Source organism: Hahella sp. HN01 (assembly GCF_018986435.1).
Taxonomy (GTDB): domain Bacteria; phylum Pseudomonadota; class Gammaproteobacteria; order Pseudomonadales; family Oleiphilaceae; genus Hahella.
Window position 1 is genome coordinate 1 of sequence record NZ_JAHMIN010000049.1, and the last position, 19,495, is coordinate 19,495.

18 protein-coding genes are annotated in these 19,495 nt (G+C 56.1%); 9 read left to right on the top strand and 9 right to left on the bottom strand.

All coding sequences use genetic code 11. The annotated features are described in order from the left end of the window. Positions 1-129, top strand: a 129-nt coding sequence (locus tag KP814_RS29070) for an IS3 family transposase (protein WP_216740089.1), incomplete at its 5' end; no start/stop codon positions are given. A 32-nt stretch (positions 130-161) separates the two neighbouring features. Then, positions 162-743, top strand: coding sequence for a hypothetical protein (locus tag KP814_RS29075; protein ID WP_216740056.1), 582 nt, complete (start codon positions 162-164; stop codon positions 741-743). 155 nt (positions 744-898) lie between these two features. On the opposite strand, the gene KP814_RS29080 is transcribed toward KP814_RS29075, so the two are convergent. Next, complete coding sequence (locus tag KP814_RS29080; RefSeq protein ID WP_216740057.1) at positions 899-1,384, bottom strand: DUF433 domain-containing protein; 486 nt, start codon at positions 1,382-1,384, stop codon at positions 899-901. Between the two features lie 1,281 nt (positions 1,385-2,665). On the opposite strand from KP814_RS29080, the gene KP814_RS29085 reads away from it, so the two are divergent. Next, positions 2,666-3,403, top strand: a complete 738-nt coding sequence (locus KP814_RS29085; RefSeq protein ID WP_216740058.1) for an ABC transporter substrate-binding protein — start codon at positions 2,666-2,668, stop codon at positions 3,401-3,403. Positions 3,404-3,484: 81 nt separating this feature from the next. After that, positions 3,485-4,579, top strand: coding sequence for an ankyrin repeat domain-containing protein (locus tag KP814_RS29090; protein ID WP_216740059.1), 1,095 nt, complete (start codon positions 3,485-3,487; stop codon positions 4,577-4,579). Positions 4,580-4,638: 59 nt separating this feature from the next. Here the strand turns inward: KP814_RS29090 and fbp are convergent, their stop codons facing one another. Further along, complete coding sequence (fbp, locus tag KP814_RS29095) at positions 4,639-5,649, bottom strand: class 1 fructose-bisphosphatase (RefSeq protein ID WP_216740060.1); 1,011 nt, start codon at positions 5,647-5,649, stop codon at positions 4,639-4,641. 224 nt (positions 5,650-5,873) lie between these two features. On the opposite strand from fbp, the gene KP814_RS29100 reads away from it, so the two are divergent. Next, positions 5,874-6,554 carry an ABC transporter ATP-binding protein gene (locus tag KP814_RS29100; protein WP_216740061.1) on the top strand — a complete coding sequence of 227 codons (681 nt, stop codon included), beginning with the start codon at positions 5,874-5,876 and terminating at the stop codon, positions 6,552-6,554. Continuing rightward, a complete protein-coding gene (locus KP814_RS29105) occupies positions 6,538-9,063 on the top strand; it encodes an ABC transporter permease (protein WP_253938715.1) in 2,526 nt (841 codons plus the stop codon). The genes KP814_RS29100 and KP814_RS29105 overlap by 17 nt, the downstream gene beginning before the upstream one ends. Positions 9,064-9,084: 21 nt before the next feature. On the opposite strand, the gene KP814_RS29110 is transcribed toward KP814_RS29105, so the two are convergent. The 3 genes from KP814_RS29110 to KP814_RS29120 form a co-directional block, all read right to left on the bottom strand. Then, positions 9,085-9,765 carry a DUF6064 family protein gene (locus KP814_RS29110; RefSeq protein WP_216740063.1) on the bottom strand — a complete coding sequence of 227 codons (681 nt, stop codon included), beginning with the start codon at positions 9,763-9,765 and terminating at the stop codon, positions 9,085-9,087. Further along, positions 9,762-10,697, bottom strand: a complete 936-nt coding sequence (locus KP814_RS29115) for an aldo/keto reductase (protein ID WP_216740064.1) — start codon at positions 10,695-10,697, stop codon at positions 9,762-9,764. Before KP814_RS29115 ends, KP814_RS29110 begins: the two co-directional genes overlap by 4 nt. Before the next feature lie 107 nt (positions 10,698-10,804). Next, positions 10,805-11,419 carry a hypothetical protein gene (locus KP814_RS29120; protein WP_216740065.1) on the bottom strand — a complete coding sequence of 205 codons (615 nt, stop codon included), beginning with the start codon at positions 11,417-11,419 and terminating at the stop codon, positions 10,805-10,807. 359 nt (positions 11,420-11,778) lie between these two features. Between KP814_RS29120 and KP814_RS29125 the strand changes: the two genes are divergently transcribed. Further along, on the top strand, positions 11,779-12,174 hold the full coding sequence (locus KP814_RS29125) for a glycine cleavage system protein H (RefSeq protein ID WP_216740066.1): 396 nt from the start codon (positions 11,779-11,781) through the stop codon (positions 12,172-12,174). A gap of 255 nt (positions 12,175-12,429) precedes the next feature. Then, on the top strand, positions 12,430-13,299 hold the full coding sequence (locus KP814_RS29130; RefSeq protein ID WP_216740067.1) for a hypothetical protein: 870 nt from the start codon (positions 12,430-12,432) through the stop codon (positions 13,297-13,299). A gap of 94 nt (positions 13,300-13,393) precedes the next feature. Here the strand turns inward: KP814_RS29130 and KP814_RS29135 are convergent, their stop codons facing one another. Then, entirely contained in the window at positions 13,394-14,941 is a 1,548-nt protein-coding gene (locus KP814_RS29135) for a VCBS repeat-containing protein (protein ID WP_216740068.1), read from the bottom strand. A 139-nt stretch (positions 14,942-15,080) separates the two neighbouring features. Beyond that, positions 15,081-16,739, bottom strand: a complete 1,659-nt coding sequence (locus KP814_RS29140; protein WP_216740069.1) for an alpha-amylase family glycosyl hydrolase — start codon at positions 16,737-16,739, stop codon at positions 15,081-15,083. Between the two features lie 178 nt (positions 16,740-16,917). Between KP814_RS29140 and KP814_RS29145 the strand changes: the two genes are divergently transcribed. Continuing rightward, the gene (locus KP814_RS29145) at positions 16,918-17,937 is read left to right on the top strand and encodes a LacI family DNA-binding transcriptional regulator (protein WP_216740070.1); all 1,020 of its coding nucleotides are present in this window, start codon (positions 16,918-16,920) and stop codon (positions 17,935-17,937) included. A 49-nt stretch (positions 17,938-17,986) separates the two neighbouring features. Here KP814_RS29145 and KP814_RS29150 read toward each other — a convergent pair whose 3' ends face one another. Both KP814_RS29150 and bluB read right to left on the bottom strand, forming a co-directional pair. Then, positions 17,987-18,691 carry a M12 family metallopeptidase gene (locus KP814_RS29150; protein ID WP_216740071.1) on the bottom strand — a complete coding sequence of 235 codons (705 nt, stop codon included), beginning with the start codon at positions 18,689-18,691 and terminating at the stop codon, positions 17,987-17,989. A 151-nt stretch (positions 18,692-18,842) separates the two neighbouring features. Further along, on the bottom strand, positions 18,843-19,493 hold the full coding sequence (gene bluB, locus KP814_RS29155) for a 5,6-dimethylbenzimidazole synthase (protein WP_216740072.1): 651 nt from the start codon (positions 19,491-19,493) through the stop codon (positions 18,843-18,845). Between the last annotated feature and the right edge of the window lie 2 nt (positions 19,494-19,495).

A 19,495-nucleotide genomic window follows, 5' to 3' on the forward strand; every position in this document is an offset into this window, starting at 1 on the left:
CAAGAAATGCGTCAAGAAATGCGTGAAGCCGTGTTTGAGTATATCGAAGTGGATTACAATCGAACCCGTCTTCACAGCGCAAATGGATATCTCAGCCCAGAGAGTTATGAAGTATCGAAAGTCGCTTAATGACGTGTCTAATCTTTGTGGGCAGGATCATAATGCTAGTCACAAAAGGAAATGGTTGTGCCGTTTGCGGGGCTTCAGCTGGCCACCATGCCACGACTACATTAAGTCAATTTCGCACTGTCATGCTATCTATTTCGCTTTGCGGCCCTCATAAATTAGAAGCAACAGAGTACCCCTGTATACTGAAATTCTTTGGCACTTTATTTTTACTAAACATTGACATTCCTGACTTAATTAAGTTAGACCATATTCCAGATGAATTTATTTCTCCTATATCAGATATAATTGCTTCAAAATTGAATGCGAATTTCAATAAACCCGTGAAAAGAAATCGTGGCTGGGAAATTCGTTTCACAATGCAAGATGGTTGGTCGTGGCTGCTTCGACTGAACACACTAACGGATTATGCCTACATGCTGTTTACCCCTTCTACTAAGCAAGTTCATCGTATTGATTCGGCTAACGACCACCCAGAAGTACCATTCGGTCCAGACCATCAACACTTCTACCCAAAATCTAAACGAGAATCGATTGAACCGAGTTTTTCTTATGGAATACCTTTGTTGGACTTTCCTCTGCTCGAAAAAAGTAAGGCCTACTATGCTGGTAAATAGTGTTCTAAGGAACGCGCTAACAAAAACTGATTTTCCGCTGGCGCTTCAAACTTTCCTGTTGCGCAGGCTTCATTATGCTAATCGTTCATAGCAGTCTGTCAGGTCTGATCAAAATCTGACAATACGATAGACAGGCGGAATACCAACTAAATCAGTTAATCGTGGTCCGCTATATCTCTGCTTAACCTTTCAGCTGCATACAGCAAGGCTGTTCGCACCTTGGCGGCGGTAAGACTGGGAACATCTTCCAGAATATCCGCGACAGACATCCCGTCCGCCAGGAAAGTCAGCACGTCCGTGACAGCGATTCGTGAGCCCGAAATACAGGGTTTACCCTGTCTAATATGAGCGGTCACGCAAACGTCCGCCCTTTCGCTTTCCCGTATAGGAGCGGACACGCCTCCGCCGCAAGGCATGCCGCCAAAGTAAGTTAGGATAGCATTGAGTTTTTGTTTCGGCGTCATGTTGGCAAACAGGTAATTCATACGTTTACAACAAGCGACCTCGTTGTCTCGAGAATTATCTCCGCCGAGAGATTTAGCCAACACATGGTCAATACTGGCATTTTCAGCCTCGAGCGGATTTCGGCAGTAAAAACATCTGCCACCTTGTTCCAACAACAAACCTTGCAAAGAAGCCATAATTCCCTCTTGTACTGTCTACTATTTGAGTGACAAGTAAAGGCTTCAATATAGCAAGGAGAAATAATAATGCGCAGAAGCTCTGCAGGATATTGTCTGTGATAAACCAATAGAAATGATAACTATCGAAATATATGCAAACAATTAAATCACTTATCGCTTAAACTGGAACTGATGGTGATGAAGGAATCACTGACATTGAGGCTTGTAATAAGCCTCTTTTTTAACTCACTGGCCTTAACCGTATTCTCGAATACTGGCCGAAACTGCCGCCTGAGATCGCTTGCTCTCAGGCGGTGGCAGCAATTGTGTGGGTTTAACTACTTACCCTTAGATGGCCCATTGCCACGTCCTTTGCCAGAGGGATTACCTGTTGTGCTAGGCCAGTTCCCACCCGGGAAACCAGTTGATGGGCGGCCTTTACCCCCACCTTGTGAAGAGCCTTTACCTTTTGACATAAACACCTCCATCCATGTGTTGGTATTAAGCAGAAAGCTGCTGATTGGAGCATCCATCAATAATACCTACTTGTCTGGATGCTTCATGAGCAATTTTATAACAGAGAGATAGCTAAATCGAATAATAACAATGTAAGCTTCAAAGTTAATCTCCTCTATCTTGTGCATTTTCCCCAGCGAATCAGCTATCAAACCACTCGATTGGTACGCCTCACAACATACTGTTTATAAAGGAAAAATGCTTTTGTGAAGTCTGGTACACCAACTTAACACCAGAACGTAGGAGGAGAGAGAATAGCCCAGGAGAGAGGGAATTAGGGCCAAATAACATAGGTCGAGACGCTCCGCCAAGTACGCGAGAACCCGCAGGAACCCGCGCCACCCTGCACAAACCTACACTAAATAATACGACGTAGAGGGTGTATTGCAGAAACCGCGTCTATTCCATTTATTCTGTGAACTGACATTCCATAGATCCTTGTTAAGTTCGTAAGTGTTATTTTTATCGCATAGAGAGATACGCGTTATTCCCTATGCTTGTACGAGGATGGCGCTTTTCGTTCCGCTATCCCTTCACACTTTTTTCGAACTTGCTTATCTATGGAAATACCGGGGAATGGTCTGCACATAGTTATATTGGCGACCAGACACCGACGTCTTCTCAATGACCCACGTCTGGATTTACGCAGCGCCAGACGTGGTTGCGCCCGCCTTCGCAGTTAATGTCTATACTTTCCTAATAACGCCCAAATAGAGGCGCTTTAGGTTGGCGGCCGCTTTGGCTTCCTTTTTCTAACTGCACGTTGAATTAGGCAAGAATGATATGAAAGCGTTAATTGTCAGTGTTGTTTTGTGTCTAATCACTTCCTTTGCTCAGGCGGAGAAGATTACTTTGGCGAACGGTGAATGGGCGCCTTATCTGTCTGAGAATTTGAAGCATCACGGATTTATGTCCCGGATCGTCAAGGATGCATTTGCAGAGGAAGGCATCGAGGTGGATTATGTATTTCTCCCTTGGAAGCGTGGTTATGAGGACGCCAAAGAAGGCAAATTCGAAGGAACGTTGATTTGGGGTTATAACGATGAACGCGCCAAGGACTTTTATTATTCCGACACCGTCGCGACATTGGGCACCTCCCTGTTTTATAACAAAGACAATCCCATCGACTGGAGTGCGCCGGAAGATCTGGCCAAATACAAAGTCGGCGGCATCATCGGCTACGCCTACGGGATTGAAGAGCTGGAGACTCAGGGCCTCGTCAAAATTGACCGTATCGGCAATGAAGAAGGCAACTACAAAAAGCTCGCCGCCGGGCGCCTGGATATCGTGCTGGAGGATACTGAAGTCGGCATAGAGAGCATCACCCGTTTCGGCTTTGGGGATAAGCTGATCCCCCATCCCAAAACCCTGGAGCCGCGTAAATACTCCGTTTTAATCAGCAAGAAAACGCCCAATGCCCAACACCTTCTCGACGCCTTCAATAGCGGTTTGAAGAAGGTGATTGCAGATGGCCGTTACGACAAATATCTGCAGGAATCCCGCAAAGGCGAATACAAATAACGCTGTACTTTGGTGTGTTGCATTGGCGACCGCTTTCCGCTTTGATGACCCTATCAAGCAGATAGTAGATGGGGTCATCTGGTGGAATTAGTCAAAGCGGTGATACATGCAGCGGTGAAGCAGGATCTAGAAGGCTTACGCCGGCTGTTTCAGGAGAACCCGGGACTTGACCTGAATACGCGCAGCCCATTCGCCGCCACGGAGCGCAGCACCCCGTTGATTATCGCTTGCGCCGCCGGCGACGCAGACATGGTCGATTATCTGCTGGCGCAGGGCGCGGACGTGAATATCCAAGGTAAGCAGGGCGCTACCGCCCTGGCCATGGCGGTGGAATGGCGGCGCCCTGAACTTGTTGAGCGTCTGCTGGCGGCCGGCGCGGACGTCAACCTCGCCATGGATGATGGAACCAGTCCGTTGATGAAAACCGCCGCCTATCACCAGCCGGAACTGGCGACGCGACTGCTTGGACAAGGCGCAGATGTCAACGCCGCCCGCCATGACGGCTGGACACCCCTGATGCTCGCCGCCCACGCAGGCAGCGAAGAGATGGTGGCGCTATTGCTGGAGCGCGGAGCCAAGGTAAACCAGTCCGAAAGCAGCGGGCGCACGCCGTTAATGGCCGCCTGCTTTAAAGGACATATCCGCATCGTGGAAAGCCTGCTCGCTCATGGCGCACAGGCCGAGTTGCAGGACGCAGACGGCGCCACTGCAATGTCGGAAGCCGCCGAACGCGGGCATCAAGCCATCGTCGCCTTGCTGCAGGCCTCCGGCGCGACCATGCAAGAACTCCCCTCCTCTTCTCTGGATTTGGCCAAAGCCGAAGAGCGGCGTCAGTACGCCACCTTATCCAAAAACGCCCAGAAAGAGTTCAACGCCCTATTGAAATGGCTGACGACAAAAGCGAAGACCTGGGCCAAGAAGGTCGATCCCACACAACTTGACGCGGTTGATGATGACAGTGCCGAGAATATCTGGCTTTACTACCTTGCGGACAAACTTTACGAAAAGGTCGCCGCACTCGACGACGCAACACAGCAGGAATTGGCGGCCTACGCCCGAGCCCTTCACGCCGTTGATCATGGCGACGGGATGCTCTCTTCCTACCTGAAGACCGTGTTTTTAGACATGCTCAAAGCTCTGGCGGCGCCACAGCGATACGCCAGCCTGTATCTATAACGCCCACAAAAAAGAAAACGGCCCGCCAGGGGCCGTTTTGCAATAAGCGGTAGGCGTAATCAGCCCAGTTCGCTGATGAACTTCTCCAATTTGTCCACCATCTTCGGCGAGCCGACGAACAGCGGGCAACGCTGATGCAGTTTTTTCGGCTCGATATCCAGAATGCGCTGGCCCGGATTGGCGATAGCCTTACCGCCGGCCTGCTCGATCAGGAACGCCATGGGGTTGCATTCGTACAACAGACGCAGCTTGCCTTCCGGATAACGGCTGGAGGTCGGGTACAGGTAAATGCCGCCCTTGATCAGGTTGCGGTGGAAGTCCGACACCAGGGAGCCAATATAACGGGAGGTGTAGGGGCGCTGAGTGGCCTCGTCTTCTTCCTGACAGAACTTGATGTACTTCTTCACCCCTTCAGGGAAGTGAATGTAGTTGCCTTCGTTTATGGAATAAATGGTGCCATCTTCCGGAATGCGCAAGTTCGGGTGGGACAGACAGAATACGCCGATGGTCGGGTCATAGGTGAAACCATTGACGCCGTTGCCGGTGGTGTACACCAACATGGTGGAGGAACCGTAGATGATGTAACCCGCGGCGATCTGCCTGTGACCAGGCTGCAGGAAGTCCTCTTCGGTCACATGCTCGCCTTCCGGAGAAACTCTGCGATACACCGAGAAAATGGTGCCCACGGACACGTTAACGTCAATGTTGGAAGAACCGTCCAGAGGATCGATCAACACCACATATTTGCCGCCCAGGTTCTTGGTCTCTTCAAAGCGGACAAACTGTTCTTCTTCCTCAGACGCGATACCGCACACCACGCCCCGCTGCGCCAGCGCATTCTTGAAGCGCTCGTTGGCGTACACGTCCAGCTTCTGCTGCTGTTCGCCCTGCACGTTTTCGTCGCCTGCGGCGCCGGTAATGTCGGCAAGGCCCGCCTTGTTGATTTCACGGTGCAGAATCTTCGCCGCCAGACGGATGGAGGAAAACAGCGAGGTCAGCTCGCCGCTGGCGTCCGGGTAGTCTTTCTGCCGGTCGATGATGAACTCGCCCAGGGTCTTAATTATTTCCATGATGGTTTCTCGTATGTAGAAGGAACATTTTGGTCTCTAGAGGTGTAAGGTCTATTTTTACTAACATGGCTGCAGAGATAAAGGGCGCAGTCGTCGACTTGGCTTTTTATTCGATGCCCGCGCCCCAGTCAGTCAGTGATTACCGCTAGGGTCTATGTCGTTTTGGGATCGCCTCCGGCGCGCCTGAAATAGCCCGCAGCCCCAATATCCCAACCGGTGAACCGATGATTGAACTGAACGACCTGACCATGTCCTATGCGCTGGAGAGCCGTCGATTGAACGTGCTTTCCGGCGTGGACCTCGCCATCGCCGACGGTGAAACAGTGGCCATTATAGGACCATCCGGCTCCGGGAAGACAACCCTGCTGATCCTGTTGGCCGGTCTGGAGCAGCCGGAAAGGGGTGAAATCCGTCTGGACGGAGCGGCCTTATCGACGCTGGATGCGGACGGCCTGGCGGATATGCGGCGCGACAAACTCGGCATCATTTTCCAATCTTTTCATCTGGTTCCAAGCCTCACCGCCCTCGCCAATGTGGCGCTGCCTCTGGATATCGCCGGGCGCCCGCAATCCCGCGAACGGGCCCGGGAAATGTTGGTGAAAGTCGGGCTGGCGCAACGGGAAGACCACTATCCCTCGCAGTTGTCCGGTGGCGAGCAGCAACGGGTCGCCATCGCCCGCGCCCTGGTGCACGCTCCCAAACTGGTGCTGGCGGATGAGCCCACCGGCAACCTTGATCTGCACACCGGCGAAAAAGTCAGCGACCTATTGTTCGATCTCAACCGCGAAGCCGGCGCCACGCTATTGATGGTGACTCACGACGAAGCGATCGCCAAACGCTGCAGCCGGGTGCTGCGCCTGCATGAAGGCAAACTGGTGGAGGAGCCTCATGCGCTTCCTGCTTGAGCTGGCCTGGCGAGACCTGCGCGCCAGCGGTCGGTCGCTGTGGGTATTCTGCGCCTGCCTGCTGCTGGGCGTCACATTGGTGGCGGCGTCAGGCGGACTCTATCGTATGATCAGCGCCGCCTTGCTGGCGGATACCCGCATGTTGCTGGGCGGCGATCTGGAAGTGGACAGCAACGCGCCGCTGCCGCCGGCGACGTTGGACTGGATGCGCGCCCGGGGTGATATCTCTCTGGTGACGGAACTCGACACCATGCTGGGCGGGCCGGATGGCTCTTTCCTGCGGGTGGAACTGCAAAGCACGGACGCCAACTACCCTCTTTATGGCGAGTTAAGCCTGGAGCCGGCTGCGGATTTGGCGCAAGTCACCGCCTTCGTCAATGGACATTGGGGAGCGGCGATCGATCCCAGTCTGGCGAACAAACTCAACCTCCGCGTCGGCGATAAGGTCAAAGTCGGCTCACTGACTCTGGAAGTGCGAGCACTCACGCTGAATCAGCCGGACCGTAATCTGAACGCCAATTGGCGGGGCGCGCCGGTATTGTTGTCCCAAGAGGCGCTGCAGGCAAGCAGCCTGATACAACCCGGCAGCCGGGTGGATTATGAATACCGCGTGCGCACCAGTACGCCCTCGCTGGCGTGGCGCGAGCAGTTTTATCAGGCCTTTCCCGAGCAACCCTGGGAAGTGCGCACCTTTGAAGACCGCAGCCGGCGCATCTCCGAGCGTCTGGATCAGATCGCCTCCGGCTTGCTGATTATCGGCTTCAGCACCTTGTTCATTGGCGGCTTGGGGGTATTCAATAGTATTCAGGCTTACCTGCAGGGCAAACTGAAGACCATCGCCACGTTACGCGCGCTGGGGTTGCGCAATGGCAGACTGGCGGCGCTGTACCTGTTGCAGACCGGCATCATGGCGGGCGGCGCCAGTCTGGCGGGAGCCACATTGGGTGGAGTAATGGCCTTGCTTGGCGCGGAAGCCGCGGCCACGGAAATTCCCATCGCCGCCTCCGCCAGCGTGTTGGCCGCGCCCAGTCTGGCGGCCTTCGCCTTTGGCTTGCTGACCGCCTACGCCTTCGCCCTGCCCGCTATCGGGAAAGCCCTCGCCGCCTCTCCAGCCGCCCTGTTTCGAGGAACCGACGCCACAACTAACAGCCCCTCCTCCCTCTGGAGAATAGCGACCCTGTTGTGCGCCGGAGCGATTATCGCGCTGGTGCTCACCGCACTGCCCGATCCCTTGTTTGGCGCCGGCTTCGTGGCAGTGGTTGGGCTGCTGCTGGTATTGCTGGATATCCTGGTGCGTTTACTCAGGCGCGGCGCCATGGCGCTGGATCGTCATCCCGCTCTCAGCGGGCGTTTTACCCTGCGGCTGGCGGTCGCCAATCTGCACCGCCCCAATGCGCCACTACGAACATCGTTGCTATCCCTGGGCTCCGCGCTGACGTTGCTGGTGGCGTCCACACTGGTCGTAGCCGCGCTGGTGCGAGCCATTCACGCCACCATTCCAGAAGAGTCTCCCGCGTTGGTGCTGTATGACGTTTTTCCCTATCAGTACGATGAGGTGGTCGCCGCCATACAAGGCCCCCACGAGGCCCGTCTCGACATGGCCCCGCTGGTGCGGTCGCGTATTCTCAGCATCAACGGGAGTCCGTTGAGCGAGCGTTTCAGCCAGGATCTGGAACGGCTGCGCGACACCCAGCAGGATGAATACAAGCTCAGCTACTCCGTCGATAACATCGACAACGTATCCGTCGTGGAAGGCGCCTGGTGGGCGGACGATGCCCCCCTGAGCGAGGCGGGACTCCCTAATCTGGCCATGGAGGACCGGGAGGCGCGACAACTTGGTCTGCAACTGGGCGACATCATCCGTTTTCAGATCGAAGGCCGCGAGCTGGAGGCGGAAGTCGCCGCCATCTTCAGCCAGAAAGGCTTGCAAACCCGCTTCTGGTTTGAAGGCATCCTTGCTGACGGCGCCTTGGAGCCGTTCATTCATCGCTATGTGGGGGCAGCCTATATGAGCGACGCTGACGCGTTATCGGCGCAAAACCATGTCGCCCAGATCGCCCCCAACGTCATCACCGTACGCACCGCCGTCCTGCTGACCACAGCGCGGGAACTGCTGGCCAAGGCTGGCGCAGGATTGGCGGTAGTGGCTGGCGTCAGTCTCGCCGCCAGCTTATTAGTGCTGACCAGCGTCATGGCCGCCGGTCGCGCCCGCCAGGTTTACGACGCTACCGTGCTGCATTCTCTCGGCGCCAGGATGTCGGTGATCAAGCGTGGTCTGCATATGGAATACGCCTTGCTGGCGTTGATAACCTCATTGTTCGCCGTGGCGCTCGGTTCCGCCATCGCCTTGCCCCTGCTGCATCTGCGCCTGAAACTGCCCTCTGAAGATCTCATCTGGCTGGGCGTCGTCACCGCATTCAGCGTCAGCGCCATCACGTTAAATCTGGGAGCGCGTTACTTAATGCGGCGTCTGCAAATCAAACCGGCCAGCCTGTTGCGGGACGCCTAGCCCGTCTGCTGCGGGACACGACTAAGTAGAGGCGGATTTCGCTTTCCGCCCGATCCAGAAGGCCGCCAACGCCCAGCACAACGCCAGCCACGGAATCCAGGCGCAAGGCTCCGCCAGGGTATCCAGGGTTAACCCGCTGACCAGGCACCAAGCGCCGGGAATTGGAGTCAGCCAGCGGGCGACGCCGCCTGACATCGCCACGGTGATCCCCAGGGTCCCTATCGCCAAAGGGTCCGGCGTCATGCCAAACACTTCCGCGGCAATGAGCGGTCTGTCAAAGAGCAGCGTCGTCAATGGATGCGCCAGCAGAGCATAGAGAAACAGACAGGCTCCCAACCAGAAGCGCTTATCTACGAATGGCGCAAACACCACCCGGTCTCTGAAGACGCCCAGCCAGCACAGCAGGACCGCCTGCGCCACAAACGCATAGGCGACATATTGCGCCGCCCAGTTGATAGTCGCATAGCGCCGCCACAGAAAGGCCCAGGCGACGAATAACCAAAGCGCCATCAGGCTCAAACTGACCGCCCTGCCGCTCCATACCCGCGGACGCGCCATCATCGCCAGCAATCCAACGCCCATCAGCAGAAACAGCCATTGCCAGGGCCACCAGGCCTGGTTGTATAACTCAAATAAGCGCCAGTACACCCGACTGGAAAACAGCAGAAAATGTTCCGGGCGATAGGTCCACCATTCACTCATGCGAGCCGTTTCCGTAAATCGTCTGCGATACGTTTGCGCTGGTTAGCGTCCGGGAAAGGCGGCGTCGCCGCAGCAACATTCTCGCGCACATGGTCAACCCGGGTGGTGGCGGGAATCACGCAAGTGACCGCAGGGTGGGACAGAATAAACTTGAGAATGAGCTGCGCCCAGGAAGTGACGCCCATCTCCGCGGCCCACCCCGGCAGTCGTTCGCGTCGCAGGCGACGGGTCAGGTCACCCTGCTGAAAGGGTCGATTGACGATCACCGCAATGCCCCACTCCGCCGCCAGCGGCAACAGACGTTGTTCTGCTTCGCGATCAAGCGGGTTGTAGGTGAGCTGTATAAAATCCAGAGGGCGCTGGCGCATCGCCTGCTCCATGGCGTCATGCCGGCGGCCATGGGAGGTGGTGACGCCGATGTAGCGCAAATCACCGCGCTGCTTCATGGCCTGCAACGTATCCAGATGCGCTTCCCAGGATAGCAGATTGTGCACCTGCAGCAGGTCAAAACGGGGCTTCCGCCAGTGCGACAGGGAATCCGCAATCTGCTGCGGCCCCTCATCGGCGTCGCGCAGCCAGACTTTATCCGCAGCAAACGCCTTATCGCTCAGTCGGGATTGCGCCAGACCGTAGCCAATGGTGGCTTGAGCGGAGCCATACATGGGAGAGGAGTCGATCAGCGCGCCGCCGGCTTGCAGAAACGCGTCAATAACGGCGGCGCTTTCGTTCAGCAGCTGGCGGTCATTACCAACGTTGAAAGTGATCCAACTGCCCAATCCGACGACGGGCAGCATTTCGCCGCTGGACGGTATCGGTCGCGCCAGCGGCGTGGCGTCAGGTTTACGCGCCCGGATTGACGGCATCTGCGTCATCAGCGCCGCGGCGGCCATTCCCTGCAACAGCCTGCGTCGCGTCACATCCCCTTGCGCCATGCTCCCCTCCCGGCTTACGCCTGTGGATTAAGGTTCATAACAAGAGGATAAAACAGCGCGTCCGACGTGAACAGCGACGCGCTCAGATGAAGAGTACGCAGGACGCGTCAGGGACAGCAGCGTATGCAACGAGAAGGGGAAACCTGACCGTACACCACGATATCGTGACTTTCTTCCAGGGGGTAAACCGAATAATACTCCGTGTCCGCGACCTTGACGGACTTTTCCCCCGCTTCAAAATACGCCTGCCCATAGTCGTACTGCACATTGCCGGAGCAATTCCAGAACTTATCGATATCCAGCCAGCCGGTCTGCCCATTGTCGCCGCCGCCGAACCAGCGGCAATCGCCGGTCACACTGATGCGACCCACCGTATCGCGACGTATGCGGCCATCGGGCATGCGCCGATCGCCTTGCGCGTAGATCTCCAGAGGCGGGCATACATAGACTGCGCCGGAGCCCACTTCCATATCGCTCAGCAGGTCCTCGACGTAGGCTTTCAGGTCTGTGTAGCTGCTGCGCTCCATGATCAGCCCATCCTCGCGACTGGTCCTCACTTGCTCGGCGATGCTTTCTATGCGCTGACGCACCGCCCGCGGCATTTCATACAACGGAATATCGCGATCGATCCGGAGATATTCAAACAGCGAATCCACATCGCGCTTACTCGCCATCGCCGCCTGGGTCAGGCAGACAAGGCACAATAGGAAACGTTTTTTCACACTGATTTCCTCCTGAAAAACAGATCGACGTGAGACACCCCACTTCAGAAAAGTTAGTTCATAAGAGGCGACTTGCCCAATGCAGAAGCTTGTGTCTCGGGAGGAGAAGACAGTGACTCAAGAAAACAACGGAAATATGCTCATCCCTCGCTGAGGCTTAGGTAATGCCGCATTACAATATGATCAACAAACACACAAAAGATATCTTTTCCCATGAATAAGGCATAGGGTAAGAGATGCACCTTGCACTGGCATCTTGCTACCGCTTGCGCTCGGGTATCGCTACCGGCATTTCTCTCAGGTTTCCCCCCACCTGCCAATTTAATACCCCTAAATGCTGTAACCGACCAGGAGACATCATGTCTGGGACTCTATCCACACTAAAATACTATTCATGTCACGAATGGGTCCGCATTCTAGCCAGCTTTGCTGTCGTTGGCGTAACAGAGTTTGTATCAGGTCTAAAAGGCTCTATAAAACTGTCCTGTGATGTGGACTACAACAAGGTGTACGTCCCGGGAGAACAGATTGGGACGCTTGAAACCCAAGATGGCGAAGTGCTGCCATTTTACATACCCGTTTCAGGCTACATCGTTGGCGTCAATAACCATCCTTCCATAGACGCCGGCAATCCATACGGCGACGGCTGGTTGCTCATAGTTAAAATTATGGAGGAATCAGATATCGCAAAGTTGATGACAGAATCAGAGTACGACAAGACTTTCAAGCGCACGCCTATGTTCGCCTATGCGTGATCTTCAACTGGCCTTATCAATGGCGTTCGCCAGCTATCGGCTGGTAGCGACGCCAGAGTCCGCCGCCGGCTCAGTCCAGCTCCCCATTTCCAATCACTCCAACTGACCGGCGCTCCATCCATGTAGCCAGTTCATAGATATAAACTTAACACTTTCCCCCAGTTTAACGCCCCAATACCGGCGCGCCTGCTACACTTTCCTATAAATGATCGCCGTCATCTAAAACAAATCTAACATCCATGCCGAGGCACAGCTATGATCAGACCTTTCCTTATTGCCGTATTGATCTCTGTCTTCACTGTTTCCGCTCGCGCAGAGACGATGGAAATCCGTCATGTCGCCCTGCGAGAGGGCTCTACGTTGGATCAGTACGCGCTCGAATTGCTCAAGTTTCTTGTCGCGCAAACGGGAACCGACGCGAAATTCATCTCTTTTCAGCCTTCCAGCGCGCAGACCCGCCGGGAAATGCTGCTGAAGGACGGTTCTTACGATATTGACTGGCTGGGCGCCACGGCGGAGATAGAAGAACGGGTGCCGCCTGTGCGCTTCCCCATTTTGCGGGGTCTGCTGGGTCACCGGGTGTTCATCACCAACAAGGAAACCAGCGCCAAACTGTCTAAAGACATGACCTTCGATCAGCTAAAAGAGTTCAGCGTGGTGCAAGGCCAGGGTTGGGGCGACATTCCCATTCTGGTGGGCGGTGGTTTCACCAAAATGCAGACCAACTCGACCTTCGACAACCTGTTCAAGATGGTCGATGGCGGCAGAGCGGACCTGTTCCCCCGCTCCATCATCGAGCCTTATGGCGAGCTGGGGTCGCGCTGCAATCTAGGGGCGGATTACGCCTGCACCGACAAGAACATGTTAGTGGACGACAAAATCCTGGTGGTCTACAAACTTCCCATGCTGTATTTCGTGTCGCCCAAGCGTCAGGATCTGATTAACGTTCTGAACACCGCCTTCACCGACCATTACGACGCCTTCCTGGAGTTCTTCAACAACCACCCGCTGGTGAAAGACTCCTTACAGAAAATGGAAGGCCGCAAGGTGTTTCACATAGAGGAAAACAAATCCCTCAGCGACGACACCAGCAACATCCCTGACAAATACTGGCTGTCGCTCTGATTCACCATTAGAACCAGCCAATCAGACGCAACTCGAACAAAGGCGGGACACCCCGCCTTTTTTACGTATTCTGGTCAGCCTGCCGACTTACTTCTCAGGGCAGATAAACATAATCCAGGCTGAAGTTGGCCACACGGGATTTCCTCGACACAATCTTGAACTTATAGGTTCCCGCAACGCCTTCCGTGTCATAGCTGAGCTTTTCCGGCGCTTCGTTAGTGGCGGCGCTGGCCACCAGCGCGCCATCGGGATTGTACAAATACAAGTCCATATCGTTGCGTCTGCCGGAGAAGCGCAGTTGCGCGTCAATCTTCCCGCCGGACACCGTCACTTCGTGGTAAACCGGCTCCCAGCCAATACTCCCTTCCAGCGAACCGGTCGTCGGCTGCGGCGGCGTTTCACAAAGTTTGAACGTCACCGGCACCACGCCATGGTTATAGTCGGCGATAGCGATCATATCCGAGCAGCCGTCGCCATCCGTGTCCGCCACCGCCAGCCCTTCCGGATCATAGTGGCTTGCGTAGGGAATACTCACGCGGATTTCCTCACCCAAACCATCCGGTCCGTTCAGATACACGCCCAAGGTGTTCCAACCGCCATGCAAAACCAGAATGTCATCGTATCCGTTGCCGTCCAGGTCCACGGCGCGCAGGGTTTCTGGAATGTCGTGGGAAGTCAGCTGTACCGGCGTACCCATGGCTCCGACCGAGTTCTGCGTATAAACCCACAGATACGTGGGCGAGTTACGCCCTCTGGCGATCACCAGATCATCCTTACCGTCGCCATTGAAGTCGCCGGAAGCGATGCCGCTGGCGCTATCGTTCAGGTCCAGATAGAAGGGCATGGCGGCAGTGAACGCATCGGCTCCGTCATGCAAATGCAGTGAAAAGTCCGGCCCGGAACCCTGTCCGGACATCACCGCCAGATCCATCACTCCATCGTGGTTGAAGTCTCCCAGCGCCTGATCGTTATAACCGCTGGCGTTGGTGGCCAAGGTGGTTTGATAAGCGATGGCGCCGTCGCCAGCGCCAAAATACTGCGTCGCCGGCGCGGACCAGGGCAGCCCGATCAGATCAGGTATGCCATCCCGATTGATATCCATAGCATCCAGTGTGTCCGCCGCCGCAGAGCCGACCAGGGAGGTCTGGAAACCGCCCGCGCCGTCGTGGGTAAGAATGGTCAGGCCCTGACCATGGCCGACAATAATCTCTTCTGCGCTGTCGCCATCCAGATCGGCGATTGACAGTCCGTTACGGTTGCCGGTGGCCTGATAGCCAATGCGGGTGGGTTCGCCGAGACCGGCGGTGGTGGGATGAAAGACGAAAACGCTATAGTCGTTTTCTGCATCGAAGTAAAAAGAAGAAACCGCCACCAACTCCATGTCGCCGTCACCGTCCACGTCGCCAAAGCCGACGGCGTCAATCCAGGTTTTGCCGGGTTTGTAGGCAGCGCCGACCGTGAATCCCGAGTCCTCCTCGGCGGTGAATCTCGTTGCTTCGACGGTGGCGAAGCGAGGGGCCAGCATGGGCGGAGTCAGGCGATCATCGCCCAGCGGGCGGCCGTATATATCTGTAGCGAGAGGCTGCGCCAGCACCGCGCCGGCCTCCAGCATGAGCGTCAATCCTATCAGCGGGGTTTTCATAATGGGTCCTCCTTTATGCGTTGATTCTCCCGCATCTGACCCGCTTCTCTCTTGTTTGTACTTCCAAGAGCGGAATTGGGTGATGCGGTAAGCTCATCCTCGCAAGCAGTACGACCCTATATGTCGGATTCAGCGCCGACTATTTCACATTCTCCAACAGGCAGCAGGAGAAAGCGGGAAGCGTGACGACGCCATTGGCTATAGCAGCTTCTGAAGCGAGTAATGGCTCACTCCAGCGGTTTCCAGGCAGGGTGAAAGTCTGCGCCTGAGGCGACAGGTTAAATATCCCTAATACCTGGCTATCGCCTTCTTTCCTCAGGGTGACGAATAACTCGTCCGGGGCGTTCAGCAACTCCGTGCGCCCCCGCCGCAGCTCCGGCCGCTCTTTGCGCAGGGCCAGCGCCTGTCGGGTATAACGCAGCACCGAATCCGCCGCGTCTTCCTGTCGATTCGCCGCCGCAGCCAGATGTTCTGCAGACAATGGCAACCAGCTCTCCCCAACGCTGAAGCCGCCGCCAGCGACATCGTCGCGCCAGGGCATCGGCGTGCGGCAGCCATCCCGACCTTTGGCGTGCGGCCAGCCATTGATGCCTTCCGGGTCCTGCAACAGCTCATAAGGCAGGTCCGCCTGCGTCAGACCCAGCTCCTCCCCCTGATACATACAGGCTTTGCCCGGCAGCGTCATCAGCAAGGTCAGCGCGGTTTTCGCCAACGTCTGTTGCTGCGCCGGCGACGCTTCCGCCGCCCAACGGGAAGTCACCCGCATCACATCGTGGTTGCCCACGGCGAAGGTCAGTTTGCCGGGCCCTACCTCCGCCAGCACCGCCGTTACAATGTCCTTCACCATACGACCGCTGATGGGCGCGCCCAACAATGAGAAGTTGTAACAGGACTGCAGACGGTCTTCGCCCGCGGTGTATTCGGCGCTCACCGCCATGCCGTCGCCGCCTACCTCGCCGAGCAGAAAGCGACCCTCATAGCGATCCGCCAGCGCCCGCAAACGGGTCAGGAAAGCCACCACTTCCTCATGCTGATTGAACGAGTGTCGATGGTGCTGCAAATGGAACGGGTTGGCTCGCGCCGCGGCGGATTGCCGGAATGGATCGTCCAGATCCCGCGCCGGGTTATCCCTCAGTTCAGGGTCGTACGCCAGGGTGGCGATGGCGTCTATGCGCAGGCCGTCCACGCCCCGTTTGAACCAGAATTCCGCCTGCGCCAGCATGGCTTCCGTCACCGCCGGATTGCGGTAATTCAAGTTGGGCTGGCCCGGCAGGAAGTGATGCAGATAGTACTGGGCGCGACGGCCGTCCCAGGTCCAGGAAGGTCCACCGAAGTGCGCGCGCCAGTTATTGGGCGGGCTGCCGTCCGGCTTGGCGTCGCGCCACACATACCAGTCCGCCTTGGCATTACTGCGGTCAGAGCGGCTTTCCTGAAACCAGGGATGTTCATCGGAGGTATGACAGGGCACCAGATCGATCAGCAGTTTCAGACCGCGCTCATGCATCGCCGCCAGCATGCGGTCAAAGTCCGCCAGCGTGCCGAATATCGGATCAACGTCGCAGTAGTCCGCCACGTCATAGCCGAAATCCTTCATGGGAGACTTGAAGAACGGCGAAATCCACACGGCGTCTACGCCCAGGCTGGCGATGTAGTCCAGCTTTTCCGTAATGCCGTTCAGATCCCCGACGCCATCGCCGTTGGAATCGCAAAAGCTGCGCGGATAAATCTGATAGATCACGCCGCCGTCGCTCCAATCCGAAGGCCGCATTTGTCCCTGCATTGCACTACTCTCCGCCATGGCTCGCACCTCATCTGCTTGAACGTAAACGATTAACTAAAATTGTTTCAAACAAAGCATGATTTTCTATATAAATATGAATAATCATGCTTATTACGGGATTTTTAGCGGATGCTAGGCAACGTAAACGTTTACGTCAACAAACTCAACCCAAGACGTTTCAGACAAATTTAGAGCCATGAAAACCACTATCAAAGACGTCGCCAAACGCACCGGCGTCTCCATCGCCACCGTGTCCCGGGTCATCAACGGGCTGGGGGGATATTCCAACGACACGCGCAAAAAAGTGCTGTCCGCCATCGACGAAATGGGCTTTCGGCCCAACGCGGTAGCCCGTGGTCTGGTCAGTAAAAAAACCCATACTATCGGGGTCATGTTACCGGACGTTTCCGGCATGCTGGCGGCGGAGATCCTCAAGGGCATTGAGACGGTGGCCAAGGAGCAGCGTTATAGCGTCATCGTCTGCAACACCAATTATTCGGGCGACCGTTCTCAGGAATACGTGCGAACGTTGAAAGAGAAGCAAGTGGATGGCGTGCTCGCCGTCAGCGAGTACATGACGCCAGAGAAAAGCAAAGCGCTGTTGAGCCTGAATCTGCCCGTCGTGCTGATTTCCACCCTCTCCTATTCCTACCCTTTTCCTTACGTGAAGGTGGATGACAAGCAGGCCGCCTACAGCGCCGTCTGCTATCTCATCGACAAAGGCCACCGCCGCATCGCCATGATCAGCGGCGACCGCGCCGACCTCATCGCCGGCGCGCCCCGCATAGAAGGTTATGTTCAGGCGCTGCGGGACCATGGTCTCAGCGTGGATGAATCACTGATTCGATTTCGGGCGGAATTTGAGTCTTTCGGATTTCACAGCGGCGCGCTGTGCATGGAAGGATTACTGCGGGACAAGCCCGGCCAGTTCAGCGCCGTGTTCGCCGCCAGCGACGAACTGGCGATGGGCGCGTTGTCCTGCGCTCACCGTCATGGCGTCCGCACCCCGGATGACCTGTCGATCATCGCCTACGACGACACCCGCATCGCGGAAATGGCGACGCCGCCGCTCACCGCGCTGCATCAGCCGCTGTTCGCCATGGGCAGCCGCGCGACGGAAATGTTGTTGGACATGTCCGCCGCCGGAACCCTGGAAGCCGAGAGCCTGATCATCCCGCACAAGATTATTGAGCGGGAGTCAGTCAAAGCGATCTGAGCCACCCCACACGCCCGACTGCCAAATACGGATTAGAAAGTGGAATGGATTAAAGAGTGGAATAGTGCCGGTAGATGCGGCCAAGCACTTCCAGATCGCCCATACTGGGGTTCCAGTCGCCGCTGACCACATGGCCGGGATCAATCTTGCAACCGCCATAACGGGTGTTGTCGACGGAATCCAGCAGCCCCACCGCTTGACCCGCATACATCATGATGGATTTGGGGTCGAAATCAGTGCCATAGGTTTCAAATTTGCGGGTGCTGTTGCGCTTGTTCAGCTTATAAACCTCCAACCCCATTTTGTTGGACCCCCAGGTGTGGAGTACGCTCTCGGGCGCATCATCGCGCTCGTGCTCATGAGCCAACCCCAAAGCATGTCCTACTTCATGGGGCAGCGATTTGATATTGGCTTTGCCATTAACCCCCAGCTTGGTGCTGGCGCCGGGAAAATACCCAATATCCGCAGAGTTGCTGGCGAAATTGAGGGTGGCCACGCCGTTACCCGCCGCGCCTACTTCAACGAATTTGATCAGCTGCGTGCCCCAATATTCCAAAACGCAGTGTTCCCAGCGGCGGAAAGTCGCGCGCACGGTCTGTACATATTCCCTGTCCAGCCCCTCGGGCACAAACACCTTCACCACGCCGTTCGGCCAGGGGCCGCCGACGTTGGTTTGACTCTCAGAGAACTTGCCGTCCCAACTCATGCGGTAAACCATCGCGGTTCCGCCGTTTCTTATACATCCCAATCCCATGATCCCACTCCTTTTTAGTTATGGATCTCAGAGTTTAGCTCGTCTCAATTCAATGTTACTGAGACAACGCCAATCCAATTTCAGTGCGATCCAGGGAGCGCCGTTGGAGACGCCTTCCAGTCATGAGAAAATGTTATTTATTGTAATTCCTTCAGCCCGCGCCGCCCCACTGGTTGAACCAGACCAGCTCCTGCAACTCCTTGCGCTGACTCCAGTTTTCCTGTTGCAGCATAGGCGCATCATAGAATTTATCCACATGCCCCAGACACAGAATGGCGATGGGCTCGCTACCTTCCGGGCATTGCAGCAACGCGGCTAATTCAACGGGATCGAACAGCGACACCCAGCCCATGCCGACGCCTTCGCAACGGGCCGCCAGCCAGAGGTTCTGGATCGCGCAGCTGGCGGACGCCAGATCCATATCCGGCATGGTGCGACGACCGAAAATATATTTTTCACGCCGATCCGTAAGCATCACCACCAGCAATACCGGACATTCACGCACGCCCTCCACTTTCAGGCGCATAAACTCCTGGCCGCGTTCGCCCAATGCCTCTGCGGTCAACAAGCGCTCTTTCTCCACCGTAGCGGCGATATCCCGACGCAGGCTGGGTTCGGTGATGCGAATAAAACGCCAGGGCTGCATGAAGCCCACGCTGGGCGCGTGGTGGGCGGCTTGCAGAATACGCTGCAAAGTCGCTTCGTCCACCGGGTCCGGCAGGAAATGACGCATATCGCGTCGTTCGTATATCGCGCGATACACCGCCTGTTTTTCTTCGGGTGAATAGCCGCTGTCCGTCATGA